The 20,212-nt window shown below is 52.9% G+C and carries 15 protein-coding genes; 10 read left to right on the top strand and 5 right to left on the bottom strand.

The window, feature by feature from the left end; all coding sequences use genetic code 11:
* Position 1: 1 nt before the first annotated feature.
* From J4E05_RS21765 to J4E05_RS21745, 5 genes are all read right to left on the bottom strand, one after another.
* A complete protein-coding gene (locus tag J4E05_RS21765; protein ID WP_349600108.1) occupies positions 2–1,303 on the bottom strand; it encodes an MGH1-like glycoside hydrolase domain-containing protein in 1,302 nt (433 codons plus the stop codon).
* 3 nt (positions 1,304–1,306) lie between these two features.
* Positions 1,307–2,536 carry a carbohydrate ABC transporter permease gene (locus J4E05_RS21760; RefSeq protein ID WP_349600105.1) on the bottom strand — a complete coding sequence of 410 codons (1,230 nt, stop codon included), beginning with the start codon at positions 2,534–2,536 and terminating at the stop codon, positions 1,307–1,309.
* Position 2,537: 1 nt separating this feature from the next.
* Positions 2,538–3,854 carry a carbohydrate ABC transporter permease gene (locus J4E05_RS21755; RefSeq protein ID WP_349600102.1) on the bottom strand — a complete coding sequence of 439 codons (1,317 nt, stop codon included), beginning with the start codon at positions 3,852–3,854 and terminating at the stop codon, positions 2,538–2,540.
* A 66-nt stretch (positions 3,855–3,920) separates the two neighbouring features.
* Positions 3,921–5,267 (bottom strand): ABC transporter substrate-binding protein, encoded by a 1,347-nt coding sequence (locus J4E05_RS21750; RefSeq protein ID WP_349600100.1) that lies wholly within the window; start codon positions 5,265–5,267, stop codon positions 3,921–3,923.
* A 1-nt stretch (position 5,268) separates the two neighbouring features.
* Positions 5,269–6,327, bottom strand: coding sequence for a LacI family DNA-binding transcriptional regulator (locus J4E05_RS21745; RefSeq protein WP_349600098.1), 1,059 nt, complete (start codon positions 6,325–6,327; stop codon positions 5,269–5,271).
* A gap of 1,627 nt (positions 6,328–7,954) precedes the next feature.
* Between J4E05_RS21745 and tssB the strand changes: the two genes are divergently transcribed.
* The 10 genes from tssB (at position 7,955) to tssH (ending at position 20,210) form a co-directional block, all read left to right on the top strand.
* On the top strand, positions 7,955–8,482 hold the full coding sequence (gene tssB / locus J4E05_RS21740; RefSeq protein WP_085591336.1) for a type VI secretion system contractile sheath small subunit: 528 nt from the start codon (positions 7,955–7,957) through the stop codon (positions 8,480–8,482).
* Between the two features lie 66 nt (positions 8,483–8,548).
* Positions 8,549–10,030, top strand: coding sequence for a type VI secretion system contractile sheath large subunit (gene tssC / locus J4E05_RS21735; RefSeq protein WP_085591338.1), 1,482 nt, complete (start codon positions 8,549–8,551; stop codon positions 10,028–10,030).
* On the top strand, positions 10,030–10,485 hold the full coding sequence (gene tssE, locus J4E05_RS21730; protein ID WP_085591340.1) for a type VI secretion system baseplate subunit TssE: 456 nt from the start codon (positions 10,030–10,032) through the stop codon (positions 10,483–10,485). The genes tssC and tssE overlap by 1 nt, the downstream gene beginning before the upstream one ends.
* Positions 10,486–10,487: 2 nt before the next feature.
* Positions 10,488–12,260, top strand: coding sequence for a type VI secretion system baseplate subunit TssF (gene tssF / locus J4E05_RS21725; RefSeq protein ID WP_085591342.1), 1,773 nt, complete (start codon positions 10,488–10,490; stop codon positions 12,258–12,260).
* Complete coding sequence (gene tssG, locus J4E05_RS21720) at positions 12,224–13,243, top strand: type VI secretion system baseplate subunit TssG (RefSeq protein ID WP_349600093.1); 1,020 nt, start codon at positions 12,224–12,226, stop codon at positions 13,241–13,243. The genes tssF and tssG overlap by 37 nt, the downstream gene beginning before the upstream one ends.
* Before the next feature lie 14 nt (positions 13,244–13,257).
* On the top strand, positions 13,258–14,685 hold the full coding sequence (gene tagH, locus J4E05_RS21715; protein ID WP_085591346.1) for a type VI secretion system-associated FHA domain protein TagH: 1,428 nt from the start codon (positions 13,258–13,260) through the stop codon (positions 14,683–14,685).
* Entirely contained in the window at positions 14,682–15,209 is a 528-nt protein-coding gene (gene tssJ / locus J4E05_RS21710) for a type VI secretion system lipoprotein TssJ (RefSeq protein WP_085591347.1), read from the top strand. The genes tagH and tssJ overlap by 4 nt, the downstream gene beginning before the upstream one ends.
* 8 nt (positions 15,210–15,217) lie before the next feature.
* On the top strand, positions 15,218–16,561 hold the full coding sequence (tssK, locus tag J4E05_RS21705) for a type VI secretion system baseplate subunit TssK (protein WP_349600090.1): 1,344 nt from the start codon (positions 15,218–15,220) through the stop codon (positions 16,559–16,561).
* Between the two features lie 5 nt (positions 16,562–16,566).
* The gene (gene icmH / locus J4E05_RS21700; RefSeq protein ID WP_349600087.1) at positions 16,567–17,430 is read left to right on the top strand and encodes a type IVB secretion system protein IcmH/DotU; all 864 of its coding nucleotides are present in this window, start codon (positions 16,567–16,569) and stop codon (positions 17,428–17,430) included.
* Positions 17,430–20,210, top strand: coding sequence for a type VI secretion system ATPase TssH (gene tssH, locus J4E05_RS21695; RefSeq protein WP_349600084.1), 2,781 nt, complete (start codon positions 17,430–17,432; stop codon positions 20,208–20,210). Before icmH ends, tssH begins: the two co-directional genes overlap by 1 nt.
* Positions 20,211–20,212: the final 2 nt, after the last annotated feature.

Below are 20,212 nucleotides of genomic sequence, written 5' to 3'. Positions count from 1 at the left end.
TTTAGTGTGTCTCCGTTTGTTGCCGGGTATTGGGCGAAGCCCAGTAAAGCCACATGGCGGCGGTCCATGAAAAATCCTTGCCGCCGCCACCCTTGCCGGTGACGGGGCTGAAATATTCGCGAAAAGCGGATTGTTCGATTAAGGCGGCGGTATCGTCGGCCAGTTGGTCAGCCAGGTCGGGCCGGCCATGTTCGGCAAGGCCGGTCGCGATCATCCAGTTGATCATGGCCCATACCGGGCCGCGCCAATAACGAATGTCGTCAAAGGCCGGGTCGCCGGGGGCAAAGCTGGGCATGGTAAAGCGAACTTTTTGCCGCCATTCCATTAACGTCGAATAATGAATTTTCGCCCGGATATCGTTTTCCGGACCTCCGTATAATGACAACCAACTACCTGATGATAAACGATGTTCTATTTTATTTTTCCGCAAATCAAGTGTGGTATAGCCTTGGGCGATGTCGGACCATAACTGGTTAAAACCGTGATCAAGCCGGGCCAGACGCGTATTGGCCCGGGTGGCAATGTCGGGCAGGTTAAAGTGTAATGCCAGGGCAACCAGATCGCGTTCTGCACGGCGTAAAATGGCATTCATGCCCGGTTCGGCCACCCAGAACGGGCATTTTTCGGCAATGGTTTTAACATCCCATTGGCAGTCCCGACCAAATTGCACCAGCGCCATATAGTGATCATAATCGTGGTTCAGCGGGCGTTCGGCCGCGTTTACCAGTTGGGTGTCACGGCGCATAAAGGCACGAACATTTGATGTATCAACCTGGGCCAGTGGCGCGTCCCAGTCCGGAAGGTTGTCGCGTCCGCTTTCCCACGGGTGCATAATGGCAACCACGCCAATGCCGTCGGGGTCGCGGGCATCGGCAAACCACTGGTGCCAACGGTCAAGCGCACGAAGCATCGGTGTTACCCGCGTACGATGATCACCGGGCAGGAAGTTTGTCAGTTGGCGTACAACCGTTGCCGCCACGGGCGGCTGGGTGATGCCCGATGTTGGCGGCGTGCGCTCGCTTTGCCATTCGCTTGGGCCGGGAAAATAGCCTTCTTCATGCTGCCAAAATACAATATGGGGCACCATGCCGTTATCCCACTGTGCGGACAACAGTTTTTCAATTTCCTGCCATGCACGATCAGCATCAAAACAGGCAATGCCCAATGTAGTAAGGGCTGAATCCCAGTTCCATTGAAACGGGTAAAGCCCTTTGGTGGGGACGGTATAGCCCCCTCTGTCGTTGGCGCGCAAAATTTGCTGTGCCTGGGTATCAAGCCGGGCAACTGTTTCGGCGTCGATCATGGATTATCCTTTCACGCTGCCAGATGTCAGGCCCTGAACCAGAAACCGTTCGAACCACAAAAAGATCACCAAAATCGGGATGGTGGCGACAACGGCACCGGCCATCAGGTGCTGGCGGGGGACTTCGGATGAATTAAGCGAGACAACGCCGCGTGACAGGGTGAAAATGTTGGGGTCGTCAAGGAACATGAAAGCAAATAAAAATTCGTTCCAAGCGATCATGAACACATAAAGCGAAACGGATGCCAAAGCGGGCAAAGCAAGCGGCAGGGTAATTTTCCAGATCACCCCCAAACGGCCCAAACCATCCATCAACCCGGCTTCTTCAAGTTCAACCGGCAAACCGCGGAAATAGCCCTGCAACATGTAAAGGGCCACCGGGACGGTGGTGGCAGGATACACAATCAGCAAGCCAATGATGGAATTGCGCAGGCCAACCTGGCTGAAAACCGAATAAAGCGGAATCACCAGCACGATCATGGGCACCAGATAAATCAGCAAAACCGATTTTGACAGCACGTTTTGCCCGGGAAAGCGCAGCCGCGCAACGGCATAGGCCCCGGGAATGGAAAATGCCAGCGTGATCAGAACGGTAGAGACCGAAACAATGGTCGAAATCAGTAAAAACCGTCCAAAATGGAACTTGGTAAACAGTTCGACATAACTGTTAAACAGGCTGCCTGTTCCTTGAGACAGATCGACCGATAAATCCAGCGGGTTTTGAAACAGGCTTTGCTGGCTTTTAAGGCTGGTCATGACCATGACGTAAAAGGGCAGAACCACGATGACAGTAAAAAAGACAAACCCGAAACCGTGTAATACCCGCACAATGACAACATCAAGCGTATAGCGTTTAAGCATACCGCTTTCGATGCCATCCAGGCAGGCACGGTTTGCAAGCGTGACGGCCCCGGCGATAACAGCAATAGCAATGGCCTGTCCCACCGGGGCCGTTGCGAACGGTTCGGTAAAGGGGGTGGCAAACGATGCGGCCAGCATGGCGATAATGGCCCCCATAAAGGCCGCCAGATAAAGTCCGTTTGTGCGTAATTTGGGCGCGCGCAGCATGATAATGGCAGCACTGACCGCCCCGGCAATGGCCCCGGCGGAAAGTACGGGGGCAGATGGCAAGCCGGAAATCAGCGTTAACGATATGCCCGCAATGGCAATGGCGATTATGCCCCACAGCAACCCGGAAAGAATGGCAAGAAGAAAACCGGTTCCGATACGCATGTCAGGAATCCTCGCGGTGGACGAAACGGAAATAAACAACGGCGAAAACCAGCAGCATCAGGAAAATCACCACAGCCACAGCCGCCCCCGCGCCCAGGTTGGACAGTGCAAAGCCCTGTTCATAGACATCAACCGTTAAGGTACGTGTGCCTGCCGCCCCGCCAGTGAGCAGGAAAATGTCGTCGAATTTATTAAACGTCCAGATAAAGCGCAGCAGGAACAGGGTTGATAAAATACCAATCAGTTGCGGCATGGAAATGTGCCAGAATTGTTGAAGCGGTGTCGCCCCATCCACCTCGGCGGCTTCGTACATGTCTGATGAAATGGACTGCATCCGGGCCAGAATGAACAAAAAGGATAGCGGGAAATAGCGCCATGCCTCGAACGCGATAACAGTGGCAAGGGCGAGGGGGAATTCAAAGGTGATGCCAAAAAATGTTAGCGGAACTGATCGGCTGCCAAAGAAATTGATGCCTTCATTCGCGATATTCATTTTTTGTAAAACGGCGTTAAACGTGCCAGAGAACGGGTCCAGCAGGATCAGCCAGGTGAAAGCCACGGCAATAACCGGGGCGACATAGGGAAACAGAAATAATCCGCGTAATATTGACCGACCGGGGAATTTTTTATTGAGCAACTGTGCAGCAAACAAACCCAGGATCAAGGCACCGCCCGTGCCAAAAACCGTATAGGCAATCGTTACCCATAATACGGACCAGAATTCACGTGAGTTGAACACATTAATGAAGTTGTCAAAGGTGAATTCAAAATTGGTCAGGATGTTATCTGCTGTACCGGTCAGTGTGGGGTCGCTGTCTCGTGGTTTGACGGGATTGTCGATATAGGCCTGTTCGGCCTTGACCCCGATTGAAAAGCGTTCCCGGCTGCCCCCTTCCCAGTTTCCCAGTTCGCATAAAATTTTACGGTCTGTTACCCGGCAATGGGAATCCGGTTTGGTCAGGGTTAATCCTGCCGGCAGGGTATCAGACAGGGTAACGTTGTTTATTTCTTCGGTTTGTGACGAATTGCGCACCCGGTATTCGATGCGGGCCTCATCACCAGCTTTTTCCAGATCGCCGCGAAGCCGTTCGGACGCAATAATGCGCGGCGGTCGCAGGTCGCCAAGCGTGACCGGCTTTGCCGAGATCCAGAAATTGGCGATCAGCGGAAACAAAACAATGCCTAGTACAATGGCAAAGGTTGGCGTCAGCAGGCTGTAAGCCAGCCGTGCTTCACGTCGCTCCATCGGGCCGATGCGGCGTTTTTTACGTTGCGGGGTATGGCGTTGTGGCGGGGTATCGGATGTTGCGGTGGTCATGCTGGCCTGCCTGTTCATACCGGTCAGGGATGTCCCTGACCGGTTGGTTGGCGCAAAACGGATCGCTTATTGAATTTTGGCGATTTCTTCGTTGATCATGTCGGCGGTGGCATCAACATCGCGTTCGCCATCGATAAATTCGCGTGTCAGGCGGTTAATTACCTGCGAGTTTATAATGCGCGATGCCTGTGCCAGTTCACCTTCCTTGACCCCCCAGCGGTCCGCGTTATCCAGACCCTCCATGATGTTATCAATCACTTCTTTGGCGTAAATATCGGCCAGCGGTTTTTTGCGATCGACCCCCGCAGGCAGCGTCATCCATGCCTTGCGAAATTTCTCGGGGTCGTCTTTGGTGCCCGGGCGCACGGGGAACTTGCCTTCGGGCGCAATCGACAGGGTTTGGGTGTATCCCTTATCAAGCGAGAACTTGACAAATTCCATTGCCGGGTCGGTATCGGCATCGGCTGTGACGCCAAAATAACGCACATCGCCCCATGCGGCGCCATCCTTGTTTGACGGTCCTGAAAGGCGGGTCACAACTCCGGTTTTCTCGGCCAGTTCGGTCGATGTCGGGTCGTCATTGATGGTGGGCGGGTTGCTGTCACGCAGGCCAGCCAGTTCATCCAGAATAAACGGCGACCAAATGATCATGGCTGCTTGACCGGCAAAATATACCTGACGCGATTGTTGCCAGTAAAGGTCGCCAGGGGGGGATGCTTCGGCCAGTGTTTTATAAAAATTCAGGGCCTCGACCAGTTTCTTTTTATCAAAACCGATACTGCCGTCAGGCTTGATCGGGGTGGCACCATTGGCCAGAAACACATGTTCGAGAACCTGGCTCATGAAGTTTTCATCAACCTTGGTCGCGGCGACAAAACCATACATATCTGGCGGATTATTCAGCGCCTTGATCGCAGCCTCGATATTGGCGTAGCTGGTAGGCGGCTCCAGCCCCTTTTCTTTAAACAGGTCCTTGCGATACAGAACCATCTGGGTCCAGCCATCGGACGGGACTGCAGCCGTTTCACCGTCAAAATCGGCCATTTCAAGGGCTTTTTGGGTGAAGGTTTCAGGGCCCAGTTCCTTGACAATCTCGTCATTGGCAACCGTATCCAGGATGCCAGCTTCCGACCAGGGCAGCACATATTGCAGGGTCAGATAAATCACATCGGGTAAATCGCCTGCGGCAAAGGCGGCCGTCGCACGTTTGCCAAGGTCGGTTTCCGTGACCGGAATAACTTCAACGGATGTTCCGGTTTCCTTTTCAAACTCCTTGGCCATTTCCTGCTGCTTTGCCAGCCGGTCGGGTTGTTCCTCGGTGGTCCAGAAGCGAAGCTGGGCATTGGCAATGCTGGTACTGGCCATCAGGCCAATCGCGGCAACTGCCAGAATACGGGGAAATTTCAATGTCATTTTAGCCTCCCTGGTTTTGTTGGGCCGGGCTTGTGCCCGGCGGATTGACCGACGCACGAGGCGTCAGTTTGGCTTGCCACAAGGTTTGTCGGGGCGACGGGGAGGGAGACGTTGCACTGCTGGTGCAAAGTTCCAAAACCATACGCCCGGCTTCGCGGCCGATTTCATAACTGTCCTGGTGAAGGGTGGTCAGCGCTGGCTGGACGGCCAGGCCAATGGGCAACCCGTCAAATCCCATCACCGACATATCGCGCCCTACCGTTAGTCCCGCGCCATTAAGGGCCTGCATCGCGCCGATGGCGACGGCATCGGTGACGCATAAAAGGGCGGTGGGGCGGTCGGATTTCGAGATGGAAAGTAGGTGGGCTGTGGCATTTTTCGCCGAAACCGCATCAGTTATGCCGTCAATCAGATAGCCCACACCAATATGGCCGCCCTGTTGCGCCATGGCGCGCAAATAACCACAGCGGCGTTGCCATGCGAAATTCATTTTCGGGTCGCCACCCAGACAGGCAATTTTGCGATGGCCCAAACCGCGTAAGTAGGTAACGGCATCAACAAAGGCCTGTTCGTTATCGATATCAAGCCAGGAATAATCAGACGGGTCATCGGTTCGGCCCTGCACCACGAAGGGAACATCGCTTTGGCGGAGATAATCTACCCGCGCATCCTGACGGTAGGTTCGGGCTATAACAAACCCGCCAACCTTGCCAGAGCTTACCAGCCGGTCGATTACTTCTATCTCGTCCTGGCCCTCTGGTACGGCGGATACCAGCAAGTCCCAGTCATGGCGGGCCAACTCGGAGGCAAGGCCGTTAAGGATTTCGGCCAGAAACGGGTCTGAATGTTGGGTGCGGCAGGTGGGCAACACAAAGCCAATGGTTTCGATAACGCCGCGCGCCAGGCGCCTTGCACTGGATGACGGGCGATATCCAAGGTCGCGAGCGGCCTTTTGGACACGTTCACGGGTTTTTTCGGCAATGTCGGGATAATTGTTTAACGCACGTGAAATAGTCCCTTCCGACAGGCCAAGATGGCGGGCCAGTCGGGCGATTGACATGGTTTCATTCCGTGGTGTTGAACGTGACACGCAACCTCCTGATCGGATGAAAAAGGCAACCTACATCTTGACGCGTATAAAATTTGCGCTTGTCTCCGATAACGCGCATTACGCTACCGAAAGCGCTTTCGGAAGTCAAATAACTGTATTTTTTTGGTTTTGTTCCCGCCGTCCGACTATTTTTTATCTGATAAGGATCGAAAGATGCATTTCGAGACGGTGGCATCCGCATGGATGAGGCAGCAAAACCGGCACCAAACGCTATGAAGAGAAGTTCGGGCTGAGGGAGAGCGAAATAGCGGCGGTGGCATATCAGCTTTCGGCGAGATGATTTGTGTTGATCTGGCCAATCGTGAAAGACGTGATGCGATTGGGGGCAACTGGCAATGGTTCGATAAGGTCGCCCGCCGACACATCCCCCAGGGACTGGTCGCGATCAGTGAGGGGTGGAATAACGGAAATCCTGACGAAAATATGGAGCCCTTACATAAGGGCCGTTTGCGTGGTGCCAGCCTGACAAATTCCTTGTGCGCACGACACGATTTTACACCGCCAGCCGAGAATGCGCGCAGGATATATGACGGAATCGATGGAACAGCTGTTGCTATCTCTGGTGGCATATGACGAATCCTGACCCGGATTCGACGTATTTGCATGCGGGAGTTTGTAAATTTCCCGTTTACGATGCATTTTTATTCGCGGGTGCCCGTTTGGCAGATTTTATACAATATTGATCGGCACTTAGCGGTTGCTGTGGTTTCGGTTGGTCTGAAACCTAATGAATTCTGCGCGTTTCAGCGATGGAATACCCATTCCAGAATAACTAAGTATTGGTGAGGTTTTGTGTTGCCGTTGCGTTATAAATCTACGGGATTCCACTAGTTTCAGCAATAATTCGAATTTCATCACATTTTGGACATAAAGTTTGAACATTAAAGTATTGTCCAGACGAGTTAAATGCTTGTAGGTTCATATACAGAACGATCTGTCACGAGTTCTTGTGAATGGATTGTCTATAAAACAACGGAAAAAATTCCGTAGAATATTTGGTTGGGAAAAGACGGGTTAACAAAGTTGGATGGGAATAGGTTATCTAGACTTATACATATGATGTCCTACACTTTTAGACTTTCCATTAGGATTGTTAACTAACCGTTTGAGTGGGTTCTAATACTATCTTCGGTTAGTTTAGGTTTTATTGAAGTTTAACGGTTCTGACATCACATCCGGCATGTTGCCAAACATATAACCGTAAACCGGTATCGCACAGGTTGAGTCAATTGCTTGACCTGTCGGTGAGGGCTGACGGCTGACGTTATCTTGGCTTGTGACCTTTGGTCATGCCGCAACAGGATGATGACGACGTGTGTCCGGGTTTTCGGGGTTTGATGATTTTTGGTGAAAACTGAAAACATGCAGGCCGAATTGTGCGTAAACCGTGAGATTGCAGGATTTGCTGTGTCCGGTTTTCCGTCTGACTAACCAATCGCGATTACGGGGGGCTATGGCTGTGATGCTGTGTCCCTTGGTCCGAAAGGACTGAAATAGTGGCTGTCCTTACTTATCGCTGTTTTCAGCGCAAAGGCAGCGCCAGCCACGAGGTTTTGTGTTCGAGATTGGAGACGGCATGAGAGATTCTTCTGTAGCGCCTAAAGAGCGCATTAACGTTAAATTCGTACCGGCAACGGGGGACCAGAAAGAAGAAGTCGAACTGCCGCTTAAGATGGTGGTGATGGGGGATTTCGCCGGCAAAGCCGACGATACACCCCTTGAAAGCCGGAAAGCGGTGGAAATTGACAAAAATTCTTTTGGTAATGTTCTGCGTGAAATGAAACTGGAGCGCACGCTTCAGGTTGATGATGTTTTGCGCGGTGATCCTGATGCCACACTTAGCCTGAAGCTGAAATTTGAATCCCTTCAGGACTTTTCCCCTGATTCCATTGTCGAGCAGGTGCCCGAGCTTAAGAAGCTGGCGGATCTGCGTGAAGCATTGACGGCTTTAAAAGGCCCGTTGGGGAATTTGCCGGCATTTCGCCGTGCGCTGAGTGAAATCGTCGATGATCCGGAAAAACGCGACGCCCTGCTGGCCGAACTTGACGGTGCAGACAAGGCAGAAGCAACCGCCGAAGGCAAAACGCCCGGCGACAAAAGCTGATCATCCCAAAACATGACAAATGCCAGGCGTTAAAACGCCGAACATAGTGTTGGAAAGACGAGAACCATGAATACCGAAACACTTGATCCTGTTGCCCAAAGTCATGGACATGCTGAAGATTCACTTCTGGATCAGATCATGGCAAAAAGCAATCTGGTCCCTGAAGATGATGGCTATGATGTTGCGCGCAAGGGTGTTGAAGCCTTTATTGCCGAACTTCTGGCTGGCGACAGCACCGCTGAACCGGTTAACAAGGCCCGTGTTGATCGTATGATCGCCGAGCTGGATCGCAAGATTTCCCATCAGATGGATGAAATTTTGCATCACCCGGAGTTTCAGGACCTTGAATCAACCTGGCGCAGCCTGAAACTTTTGGTGGATCGCACCGATTTTCGCGAGAATATCAAAATCGAACTGCTGTCGATCCGTAAGGACGAATTGCTGGAAGATTTCGAACTGTCACCGGAAGTTCCGCAATCGGGCCTTTATAAACATGTTTATTCCGCCGGTTACGGCCAGTTTGGTGGCGAACCTGTCGGGGCCATGATCGGCATGTATGCGTTTAACGCTTCCTCGCCGGACATGAAACTTCTGCAATATTGTGCGTCGGTTGGTGCAATGGCGCATGCGCCGTTTATTTCGTCGGTTGGGCCAAAATTTTTTGGTGTTGATTCCTTCACCGAGATTGGCGAAATCAAGGAATTGTCGTCGCTGTTTGAAGGCCCGCAATACGCCAAATGGCGCGGCCTGCGTGAATCAGAAGATTCCCGTTATGTTGGCCTGACGGCACCCCGTTTCCTGCTTCGCACCCCTTATGACCCGCTGGAAAATCCCACCAAAACCTTCCAGTATCGCGAAGCCGTTGAAGACAGCCATGAAAATTACCTGTGGGGTAATACAGCGGTTCTGTTAGGTGAGCGTATCAATGACAGCTTTGCCAAATTTCGCTGGAGCCCGAACATCATTGGTCCGCAATCGGGCGGGGCTGTGAATGACCTGCCGGTTCATGTTTATGAATCCTTTGGTCAGCTTGAACAGAAAATTCCGACTGAAACCCTGATTACTGACCGTCGCGAATTTGAACTGGCCGAAGAAGGCTTTATTGCGCTGACCATGCGCAAAGGTTCGGATAATGCGGCATTCTTTTCGGCAAATTCGATCCAGAAGCCCAAACGCTTTCCCAATACCAAGGAAGGCAAGGAAGCCGAAACCAATTACAAATTGGGCACCCAGCTTCCTTATATGTTCATCATCAATCGTCTGGCTCATTACATCAAGGTGCTTCAGCGCGAACAGATCGGGGCGTGGAAAGAACGGTCTGATCTGGAACGCGAACTGAATGCCTGGATTGTTCAGTATGTTGCCGATCAGGAAAACCCGCCTGCTGATGTGCGTTCGCGCCGTCCGCTGCGTGCCGCCAAAATCGAGGTTTCGGATGTTGCCGGTGATCCGGGTTGGTACCGGGTTGGCATGTCGGTTCGTCCGCATTTCAAATATATGGGCGCGAATTTCGAACTTTCCCTGGTTGGCCGGTTGGATAAAGACTGATGAATCATCCCCTGGCACGTCAACATGTTGAAGCGGTGCGGTCGCGTTCCTTGATGGAACGCATCCGTGCCGACGATCTGGGGCAGACCTCGCATGTAAGCGACAGGTTTGCCGCCCGCGTCGCATCGATCAAACATAACCTTTTACAGGTTTTGAACGGTCGTAGCGGCGGGTCACAAAGTGCGCCGGGTTATGGGCTTGCCGATTTTAACGATGCCTCGGTCGGATCTTCCGACATGTTGCGCATTGTCGCCAATGATATCCGTACCGTGATTGAAACCTACGAGCCACGTGTAAGTAACGTGGCCGTTCGTTTCGATCGTGAACAGGAAAGCGGGCTTGAACTGTTTTTCCAGATATCGGCGCGAACCCAGATCGGTACAGCACGTGAGCAGGTCACAATTGATCTTGTTTTGTGTGAAGGTCGTTCCTTCGCCTTGAGAATGGGTAGGTAGTTTTGTCTACAGCACGTTATTTTCAGGACGAACTGGATTACTTGCGGAATTCCGGGCAAGACTTTGCCCGGCATTTCCCCAAGCTGACAAATTATTTGTCCGAACGCAGTACAGACCCCGATGTCGAACGGTTACTGGAGGGCTTTGCCCTTCTGACCGGCCGCCTGCGTGAGAAAATTGACGATCAGTTACCCGAAGTCACCCAATCCCTTTTGATGTTGCTGTGGCCTAACTTTTTGCGCCCGGTGCCGTCAATGGTGGTTCTGCAAATGAACCCGCGACAGGGCGCCATTAACGAAAGTCAGACATTACCCGCCGGGCTGGAAGTTGAAAGTATTCCTGTTGGTGGCACGGTTTGCAAATTCCGCACTGCTTATGACACTGAAATCCTGCCCATCGGAATCCGCGATGTTCATCATGGTGTCTCGAAGGAAAAATCGGTTATCACCATGCAGGTTGAAAGCCTGGCCGAAGAAGAAATTCGCGGCATTAATCTTACCAAATTGCGGTTCCATCTTGGCGGAAGTGACTATTCGGCCTTAACCCTTGGCCTGTGGCTGCATCGCTATTTAAAGATGGTGAAAATTCGCGATCGGGCAACCGGTAATGAAATTGCCCTGGGTAAGGACTGCGTCCGCCAGGTCGGGTTGCAAAAATCCGAAGAAGTTTTGCCCTATCCCGATAACAGCTTTGTCGGCTATCGCCTGTTGCAGGAATTTTATGCCTTTCCGCAAAAGTACTATTTTGTCGATCTTTTAAATATTCCGACCGCGCATCTGGGGCAGGATGCCACACAGTTTGAAGTGGTATTTGAATTTGAACGTCCGCTTCCGCCTGATGTGCGCATTGGAAAACAAAGTTTTCTGTTGCACTGCGTGCCAGCGATTAACCTGTTTGAACATGATGCCGAACCCATTTTGCTTGATGGGCGGCGTACTGAATATCACATTCGCCCCACCCGGCGCGATGCTGGCGAGATCGAGGTCTTTTCGATTGACGGCGTTACCGGCTGGCGGCCCTCTGAAGAAGGGCATTCAGGTGGCATTTCACGCGAATTTAGCCGTTTTGAATCCTTTATGCATGAAATTGAACGGGTTGATGGCCGGGCTGCGGTTTATTTTCGTGAAAAGGTGCGTCAGTCCCTGTCGGGGGAAAAACTGGACCGGCTGATATCGTTTGTACGCGAAGATGAACTTTATCAGGTCAATGACGGCGAAACGGTTTCGGTGCGCCTGACCTGTTCAAACGGGGCAACACCGCGTGATCTGGCGGTGGGCGATATTTGTATTCCGACCCATATGATCCCGTCTTTTGTAAACCCGACCAATGTGACCCGGCCAACACCGCCGCGGTATCCGGTTGTGGATGGTGCCCTGCAATGGCAGCTGATTTCGGCTTTGTCGCTAAATTACCTGTCGCTGCAAAGTGTTGAGGCGCTGCGCACCATTTTAAATGTTTTCGATTTTAACGCCAAGGTCGATCGCCAGCGCGAACGCGAAGCCGTGATGCGCCTGGAAGGGATCGCCAATATTTCATCGCATACGATTGATCGTCTGTTTAAAGGGCTGCCGGTGCGCGGCATGCGTTCGACGATTGATATGCGCGAAAGCAAGTTTGCCAGCGAAGGTGAAATGTATCTGTTTTCGACCGTGCTGGCCGAGTTTTTTGCGCTGTATGCCACCATCAATTCGTTCCACGAACTTGTCGTACGTGGACTTGAAGCAGGGGAGGAATACCGATGGACGGCCCGTATCGGCAACCAGCCCCTCATATGATTGATGATTTAAAGGCCAACCCGCAGCGGTATTCGTTTTTCCGGGCTGTCGAGATCCTGTTGAAGGCATCAGGACAGCAGGTAGAAGAACGTGCCTTGCAAACCCAGCGCGTAGAAGACCTGATTTTTCGGGTCGCACCGGGCCTCGGTTTTCCGGCATCCGATGTGGTGTCGCTGCGCCCGGTGGATGAAGACGGTGATTGTAGCGAACTGGAAATGACAGTCTCGTTTCTGGGGTTGCATGGTCCATCTTCCCCCTTGCCGTCGCATATGCTGGAAACCGCCGCCTGGAGCGAGGGCGAAGAAGGTGTTCAACAGGCGTTTAACGACTTTTTCTCGAACCGGCTGGTGTGGCTGTTTTATCTGATCTGGCGCAAATACCGGTATTACGTGCGCTATCACGCCGGTGCATCGGATCAGTTTTCGGACTGGATGTTTTCTCTGATCGGAATTGGCGGCGATGAAAGCCGTGGCAAGGCCGATGTGCCCTGGGCAAAACTTTTGACCTATTTGGGCGTTGTGGCCGGGCGGGTGCGCTCGGCGGAAATGGTTAGCGGTGTTATCGCCCATGCTTTTTCCCTGCCTGATGTATCGATCCGCCAGCTTGAACTGCGCAAGGTTGAAATTCCGCAAGATCAGCGCGCCCGGATGGGGGCCACCAACATGTCGCTGGGGCAGGATTTTGTTATTGGCCGGTTTGTCGAGGACCGCGCAGGCAAGTTTACGGTGGTTTTGAAAAACCTGACATTTGAGCGTTTTCGCGACTTTTTGCCTAGCGGCAAGGATTTCGCCCGCTTGAAGGAACTGGTCGAGTTCTTGCTGAAAGATCAGCTTGCCTATGACGTTGAACTGAATTTGCAACGTAACGAAGTCCCGGCATTCAAGCTGGGCTGCCCCCGGACGGCCAGTCTGGGATGGACAACATTTATCGGAAATACGCAGCGCGAGGGGCTTAAGCCCGTGGTGTTGCAGGCACGAGGGTAAGAACGGGACAAACGATGAAAGCAAAGTTTCAAATCGAAAATGTGCATGACGCGGTACCCGCATTTCCCGTCAGTTTTGTGTTTTCACAGCGCGGCGGCCTGATTGGGTCGGCATCCGATGCTACCTGGCGGATTCAGGATAGCGAAGGGGCCATTCCGGAAACGGCGGCGCGTATTATGGTATCGGACGGGCATTTTACCATTGAACGGGTGTCGAATGCCAATATCCGGGTTAACCGGGCCAAAGCACCGATCCCCACCGGGCGGCCGGTGATTTTATCTGACAAGGATGAAGTGCAGATCGAAAATCTGAAATGCACTGTTAGCACCGGACAAACGGAATATCTCGACGCCCGCCCGGTAAGTGTTCATTCCATGGTTGGGGCCGATCATGGCAAGCGTGACCGTCTGGTGCGCGATAGTGTTTATGTTGAAGCCCGGCCGGTAGACGAAGCCCCGGCCCGCGAAACCCGTGATGACCCGCTTGATGTTCTTGATGAACGCCGGGTTTCCCGCCAGCAAACAGACCCGTTATCGGCGTTTAGCGATGCCCAGCGCGCCCGCCAGACTGACGATGAAATCCTGCTTCAGGACGATGTTAATCTTCATCGCGGTGCCGAGCCACGGGTTACCAACAGCCAGCAGGATGATGCCAATATGCATTTTGCCTCGATGCCTAATACCCGCATCCGGCGCGACCGTTATGGTTTTGAAGAACCGGTTCAGTCTGACAACACCACATCAGCACGATCATCGCGCGCCAGCGAAAGCCCGATTGACGCCGTTTCGGTGGATTTGCCCCACGCGGTTGATCATGTGGCACTACGCCCCCTGGCCAAAAGCCTTGGCATTCATCTGGGTGAAATGAGCACGGAGCAAGCCGCCCGGGTCCTAAGCGATATTGGTGCGTCCCTTCGTGCGGCTCTTGAAGGTTTGAACCAGATTTACAAAAGCACGTCGGAACGGTCGGCCAATTTCCCGCTTGCAACCATGCATTTGCACGCGCTGGAAGATAACCCGATCCGTTTTAGCAGTGACACCGACGAAGCACTGCATGCGTTTTTTTCCAAGCGCGGGCCGGTTCACCTTTCAGCCCCCGCGGCAATGCAGGAATCACTTGATCATTTGAACTCCCATCAGGCGGCAACGGAAAAATCCATTGACCGTGCCCTTGATGCTGTTTTGGCAGCGTTGTTGCCCCGCGCGCTTGAACGCCGGTTCAAGGCCTATGACGCCGCCGGTGTGCCTGAAAGCCAGGAAGCCTATGACGCGTGGTGCTGGCGAATGTACCGGGCTTATTTTTCGGAATTGCGGTCCCAGCGTCAGCAGGGGTTGCAGATGCTGTTTTGGGAAGTTTTTGGCAACGAATACCGTGCGACGCGCCGCCACGAACAGATGCAGCGCGATCTGGGTGAAGAAAACGAAAGGGATATCGAACAATGAAGCGTTTGGCGGGCTTTTTTCTGGTGGCCGTGATGGGATTGTCGCTGGCTGCATGTGAAACGTCAGAAAAGATTTATGACGTCATTTCCGACCCTGACATTCAGGTGGGCGCTGCGGAGGTACAACCAACCAAGGTTTCGTTGCAGGCCTATGCAGCAGCCGATGTGAACAAAAACTTTGAAGGTGAACCCTCGCCGGTTGTGGTGCGGGTGCTGGCGTTAAGCAGTGATCATCGGGTGTTTAGCTATGACTATTTCTCGCTGACGGACTCAATGGAAAAAACCCTGGGATCGACGCTGAAGGCCGATCTGGGGGAAACCATGATCAAGCCTGACAGTTATCAGGTGCTTGGCCCCTATGAGGTTCCCGAAGGGACCAAAAAGATTGCTGTGATTGCTGAATATCTCGATCTGGAAAGTGCCGTGTGGCGAACTTCGGTCAGCGTACGCGACCTTGGCGACAATGATCAGTTTTTGTTGTTGTTGCTTGATGAAGAAGTTCGTCTGGTCAAGCAGGAAGGGTAACCGCGTTTATGGCTTCGAATAATAAAGTGGCATGGTCTGACGGCCTGTTTGTCAAACCCCATCATTTCCAGCAGCAGACCCGCTATCTGGAAAACCTGGCGCAACGTTACGCGTCAGGCAGTGAGGCCCACAATTTTGGCTTTCATCAGCTGATCCTGAACGAGGAACTTTTGTCCCTTGGCAAGGTGGCCGTGGTGAATGCCAGTGGCATCATGCCCGATGGTACGGTGTTTGATATTCCCGGGAATGACGTGTCGCCGCCGGTTCTTGATATTTCCGAAGGTTTGACGGCCAACGAAATTATCTATCTGTGTGTGCCATTAATGATTGATGGCGGCATTGAGGTAGACAAGAACCGCAAGTCGACCACCGGGGTTGGCGCACGTTACGTGACCGATGAAATTGCCGTGCGCGATAATACCGTGCAGGCAGGCGAACTTGCCGCCATCGATATCGCCCGTGCCTGCCCGGTGTTGCTGCCCGGGTCGCAAGACCTGTCGGCATATTCGAAGCTGGCGGTTGCCCGCATCGTCGATAAAACCGGCGAAGGGGCCATTGTGATCGACAAGGGGTTTTACCCCACCATGCTGTCAATCTCGGCGGCCCCTTCACTACGTCGGTTTTTAGGTGAACTGGCCGACGGGGTTGAGCAACGTGCAGCCACCATTGCCGGGCGCATTGGCAAACCGGATCAAAACGGCGTTGCCGAGGTAGCCGACTTTTTGTTGCTGCGCGGGTTAAATTCGATGTCACCCTTGTTGCGCCATTACGTGCGCATGTCGATGGTGCATCCGCGCCCGGTTTATGAACTTTTGCTGCAAATCATTGGTGAATTGTCGACTTTCCTTAACGAAAGCAAAATTTGCCCGGACCTGCCGGTATATGACCACGCCTTGCCCCATCAATGCTGGCCGACTGTAACGCAACATTTGCGCCAGCTGGTCACGGCAACATTAGTGGCCAATGCCATTCCGATCCCGCATGAACATAAATTGCATGGTTATGTGGTGGCACCGGTTCATGAACGTGAACTGATCCGCACGGCGGAATTTGTGTTGGCGGTGAAGGCCAACGTACCGCAAGAACGCCTGCACCGCGATTTTGTCGCGCAATCCAAAATCAGTTCGATCGAAAAAATTCGCGAACTTGTTCACAAGCAGCTGCCGGGTATTCCGCTGCGTTTGATGCCGGTTGCCCCGCGTCAGCTGCCTTATCATGCCGGATATTCCTATTTTGCGCTCGAACGGTCTTCGCCGCGCTGGGGACATCTGGAAAATTCCGACGGATTTGCATTTCACATCGCCGGGGAGTTCCCGGAACTTGAACTGCAATTCTGGGCAATCATGGGATAATGCAAATGACCGATATTGCCGTATCACCATATGATTCAAGGCGTTCGGCGGCTTTGCCTGCCAATGCCGGCGGTGTGGCCGCAGCAAGACCCTATGGCAACAAGTCCGATGACATGATCGATTCACTGATGTCGTCGCGCGAAACGATGGATTTTCAACTGTCGGCCAAGGGTAAAAACCGTTTGCTGGAAGCGGCGGTGCCGTTGCTGGGCCTTAGCGTGCGTATTCGTAACCTGCACGATTTTGACGATATCGAAAGTCTGCATAGCCGCCTGGTTAATGAAATTCCGGTTTTCCAGCAGGAACTGGAAAAGATGGAATATGACGAGGCAACCGTTTTGGCAGCCCGTTACATTTTATGCGCAACCCTGGATGAAGCGGTGCTGTCGCAGGTTTGGGGGGCCGAAAGCCTGTGGCCGGAACGGCCGATGTTGTCAATTTTCCATAACGAAACCTGGGGCGGGGAAAAGGTTTTTGCCATCCTTGACCGGGTAATGGACGAAGCGCACCGCTTTCTTGATTTGCTGGAGCTGCTTTATTACTGCCTGGCGTTGGGGTTTGAAGGCAAATACCACGTGATGCACAACGGGCAAGCCAAGCTGGAACAGCTGTTGCTGGCTGTTCATGGCATTCTTGAAAAGCATCGTGGCGAAGCGCCCGACAAACTGGTGAATCCGGAACCCAATATTTACGACAGCAAGGAACGCATGGGATGGCGTTTCCCGGTGTGGGGCGTAGTGCTGGTTTGTGTCGTCATTCTGGCGGGCGTTAACATTGTCTTTAATCATAATTTATCCGCTCAGATTGACCGGATCGGGGCAGAGATCGAGGCCTCCCTCGGTGGTAACAACATGGCAGGGAGGCCCTGATGTTAAAGGTTTCCAAAGAACGTATTCTTGCAAAACTGAATAATTACAGCCGTGAGGCCCTGAAACGGGCCAGCGAAATGGCGATTGAACAAAACCAGTTTGAAGTCACCGTCAGCCATTTATTGTTGGCGATGATGGAACAGCCCGGCGGCGACATTGGCAAACTTTTGTCGGTGCTGCGCATTCAGCCTGAACGGCTGGAAGCCAAACTACGCAAATCGCTGGATCATGCACGCCGGGGCGCACAGGACCTGCCCGAATTTGCCACCTTGTTGCTTGAATTATTGCAAGACGCCCTGATGCTGGGCAGTGGCGAATTGGAAGAAGAAACAATTCGGACCGGGACCATTTTTGCCGCTATCGCGCAAAACCCGGATCGGTATTGCCATTTTTATGCATTTTCCGAATTTGAAGCCCTGGATAGCCGCGCCATTCTGGCCGGGTTTTACGACCTGGTAAAAGGCAGCATGGAAGGCAATGGCGACCCCGACAACCCCGCGAACGACGCCCGCAATAACCGCGCCGAGGCGGCGGCCATCCAAAGCGAAAGCGCGCTGGCAAAGTTTGGTCGCAACATGACGGAACAGGCAAAAAACGGTGAAATTGACCCCGTTTTTTGCCGCGATACCGAAATTGCCCAAATGACTGATATTTTGTCGCGTCGGCGCAAAAATAACCCCATTCTGGTGGGGGATCCTGGCGTTGGTAAAACGGCCCTGGCCGAAGGGTTGGCCCTGAAAATTATCGAAGGTGATGTTCCTGCTGCCTTGCAAGGGGCTGCATTATGGGAACTTGACCTTGGCGCGTTACAGGCCGGTGCATCGGTTAAAGGTGAATTTGAACGGCGACTGAAAGCGGTGCTGGATGAAGTGATCAGCGCGCCTGAAAAAATTGTTCTGTTTATTGATGAAGCCCATACCCTGATTGGCGGGGGTGCTGCAGCGGGCAGTTCGGATGCAGCCAACCTGCTGAAACCTGCACTGGCACGCGGACAAATTCGCGCTATTGCGGCAACCACCTGGTCGGAATACAAAAAATACTTTGAAAAAGATGCTGCCTTAACCCGGCGCTTTCAACTGATCAAGCTGGCGGAACCCACCATTGATCAATGTGTGACGATTTTGCGTGGCCTGCGCCCGCAATATGAAAAACAGCACAATGTATATATTTCCGATGTTGCCCTGCATGCTGCGGCTTCCCTGTCGGTGCGCTATCTGACCGGTCGGCAATTGCCCGACAAGGCGTTTGATGTGCTTGATACTGCCGCTGTTCGTGTGGCTGCCGGGCAATCGGCCCAGCCGCGCGAACTGGACTGGTTAAACAAACGCATTATGATGCTGGAACGTGAATTATCAGATCGGGATCGTGACAGCCGCATGGCTGCAATTGGTGCGCTTACCGGCAGCGACCAGATCGAGGAAACCATTGCCCGCTTAAAGGCCCAGGCCGAAAAATTGCAACATCGCTGGCAGATGGAAAAGCAAAAGGTTGATCGCGTGATCGAGCTGCGCACCCTGATTAGCGATGGCCATAATGCCGCCAATGATGACACCATTGTTGATCCCGCGCAGGATGATGACGCCGCAGAAACGAGTGTCGCAGAAGAAGCACAACATGACCCCGATGTGTTGCGTGCCGAGATTGTGACCCTGCTGGCTGAATTGCGTGATGCACGACGCAATGAAACTGCTTTGGTTGAATTTGAGGTTGGCGAAGCCGTTATTGCCGATGTGATTTCGGACTGGACGGGTGTTCCTGCATCGGCCATGTCAGATGACGATGCCGACCGTATCCTTGGTTTGGGCGACGCCCTGCGCGGTGTGATCAAAGGGCAGGCCCTTGCGATTGACGTTATTCATGACCGCATGAAAGCTGCCCGGCTTGATCTGGTGCGCGATACGGCACCGCGCGGCGTATTTTTGCTGGTTGGCCCATCGGGTGTGGGTAAAACCGAAACAGCTGAACAGGTTGCCCTTCACCTTTTCGGCGGGCGCCAGTTTTTAAGCGTTATCAACATGTCCGAATATCAGGAAAAACACACGGTTTCGCGGCTGATTGGGTCGCCTCCCGGTTATGTTGGCTATGGCGAGGGCGGTATCCTGACCGAAGCCATTCGCAAAATGCCCTATTCGGTGGTGCTGCTTGATGAGGTTGAAAAAGCCCATCCCGATGTGATGAACATTTTCTATCAGGGCTTTGACAAGGGCGTCATCAATGACGGTGAAGGTCGTGAAATTGATTGCCGCAATGTTGTGTTTTTCATGACATCAAACCTTGGCTCCGACGCCCTGATGCAGAACCGCGAAACGGTCGAGGATGCCTCGATGGAAGCGTTGGAAAAGGCCCTGCGCCCGCATTTGCAGGAACATTTCAAACCGGCCTTGCTCGCGCGGATGCGTATTTTGTGCTTCAAACCGCTTTCAAGCGAAAGCATTCGTCAGATCATTGATTTGAAACTGAATGCCCTGGCACATCGCCTGCAAAAAGTACGAGGACTGGAACTGAGCTGGAACGATAATGTTCTGGCCCTGATCGAGGATCTTTGTTCGCACGCGGATAACGGTGCCCGTATGGTCGAACAGGTGATTGATCGCTGGATTTTACCCAGCATTGCCGAGGAAGCCCTGCAACGCATTTCGCTTCATGCCAGCCTTGATGCGCTGGAACTTGATGCGGCAGATGGCGGCTTTGTCATGACATTTCTGCCTGAACTGGAAACGGCCGCCACGGAACAGGCTGAGGATGCCGTGTTGCCTGAAAAAGAGGCCAGGGCAGGATGAAC

The sequence above is a fragment of the Thalassospira sp. NFXS8 genome, from assembly GCF_040148805.1.
In the GTDB taxonomy this organism is placed as follows: Bacteria; Pseudomonadota; Alphaproteobacteria; order Rhodospirillales; family Thalassospiraceae; genus Thalassospira.
Note: the sequence above shows the minus strand (reverse complement) of the source record. Positions and strands in the feature narration are given on the sequence as shown.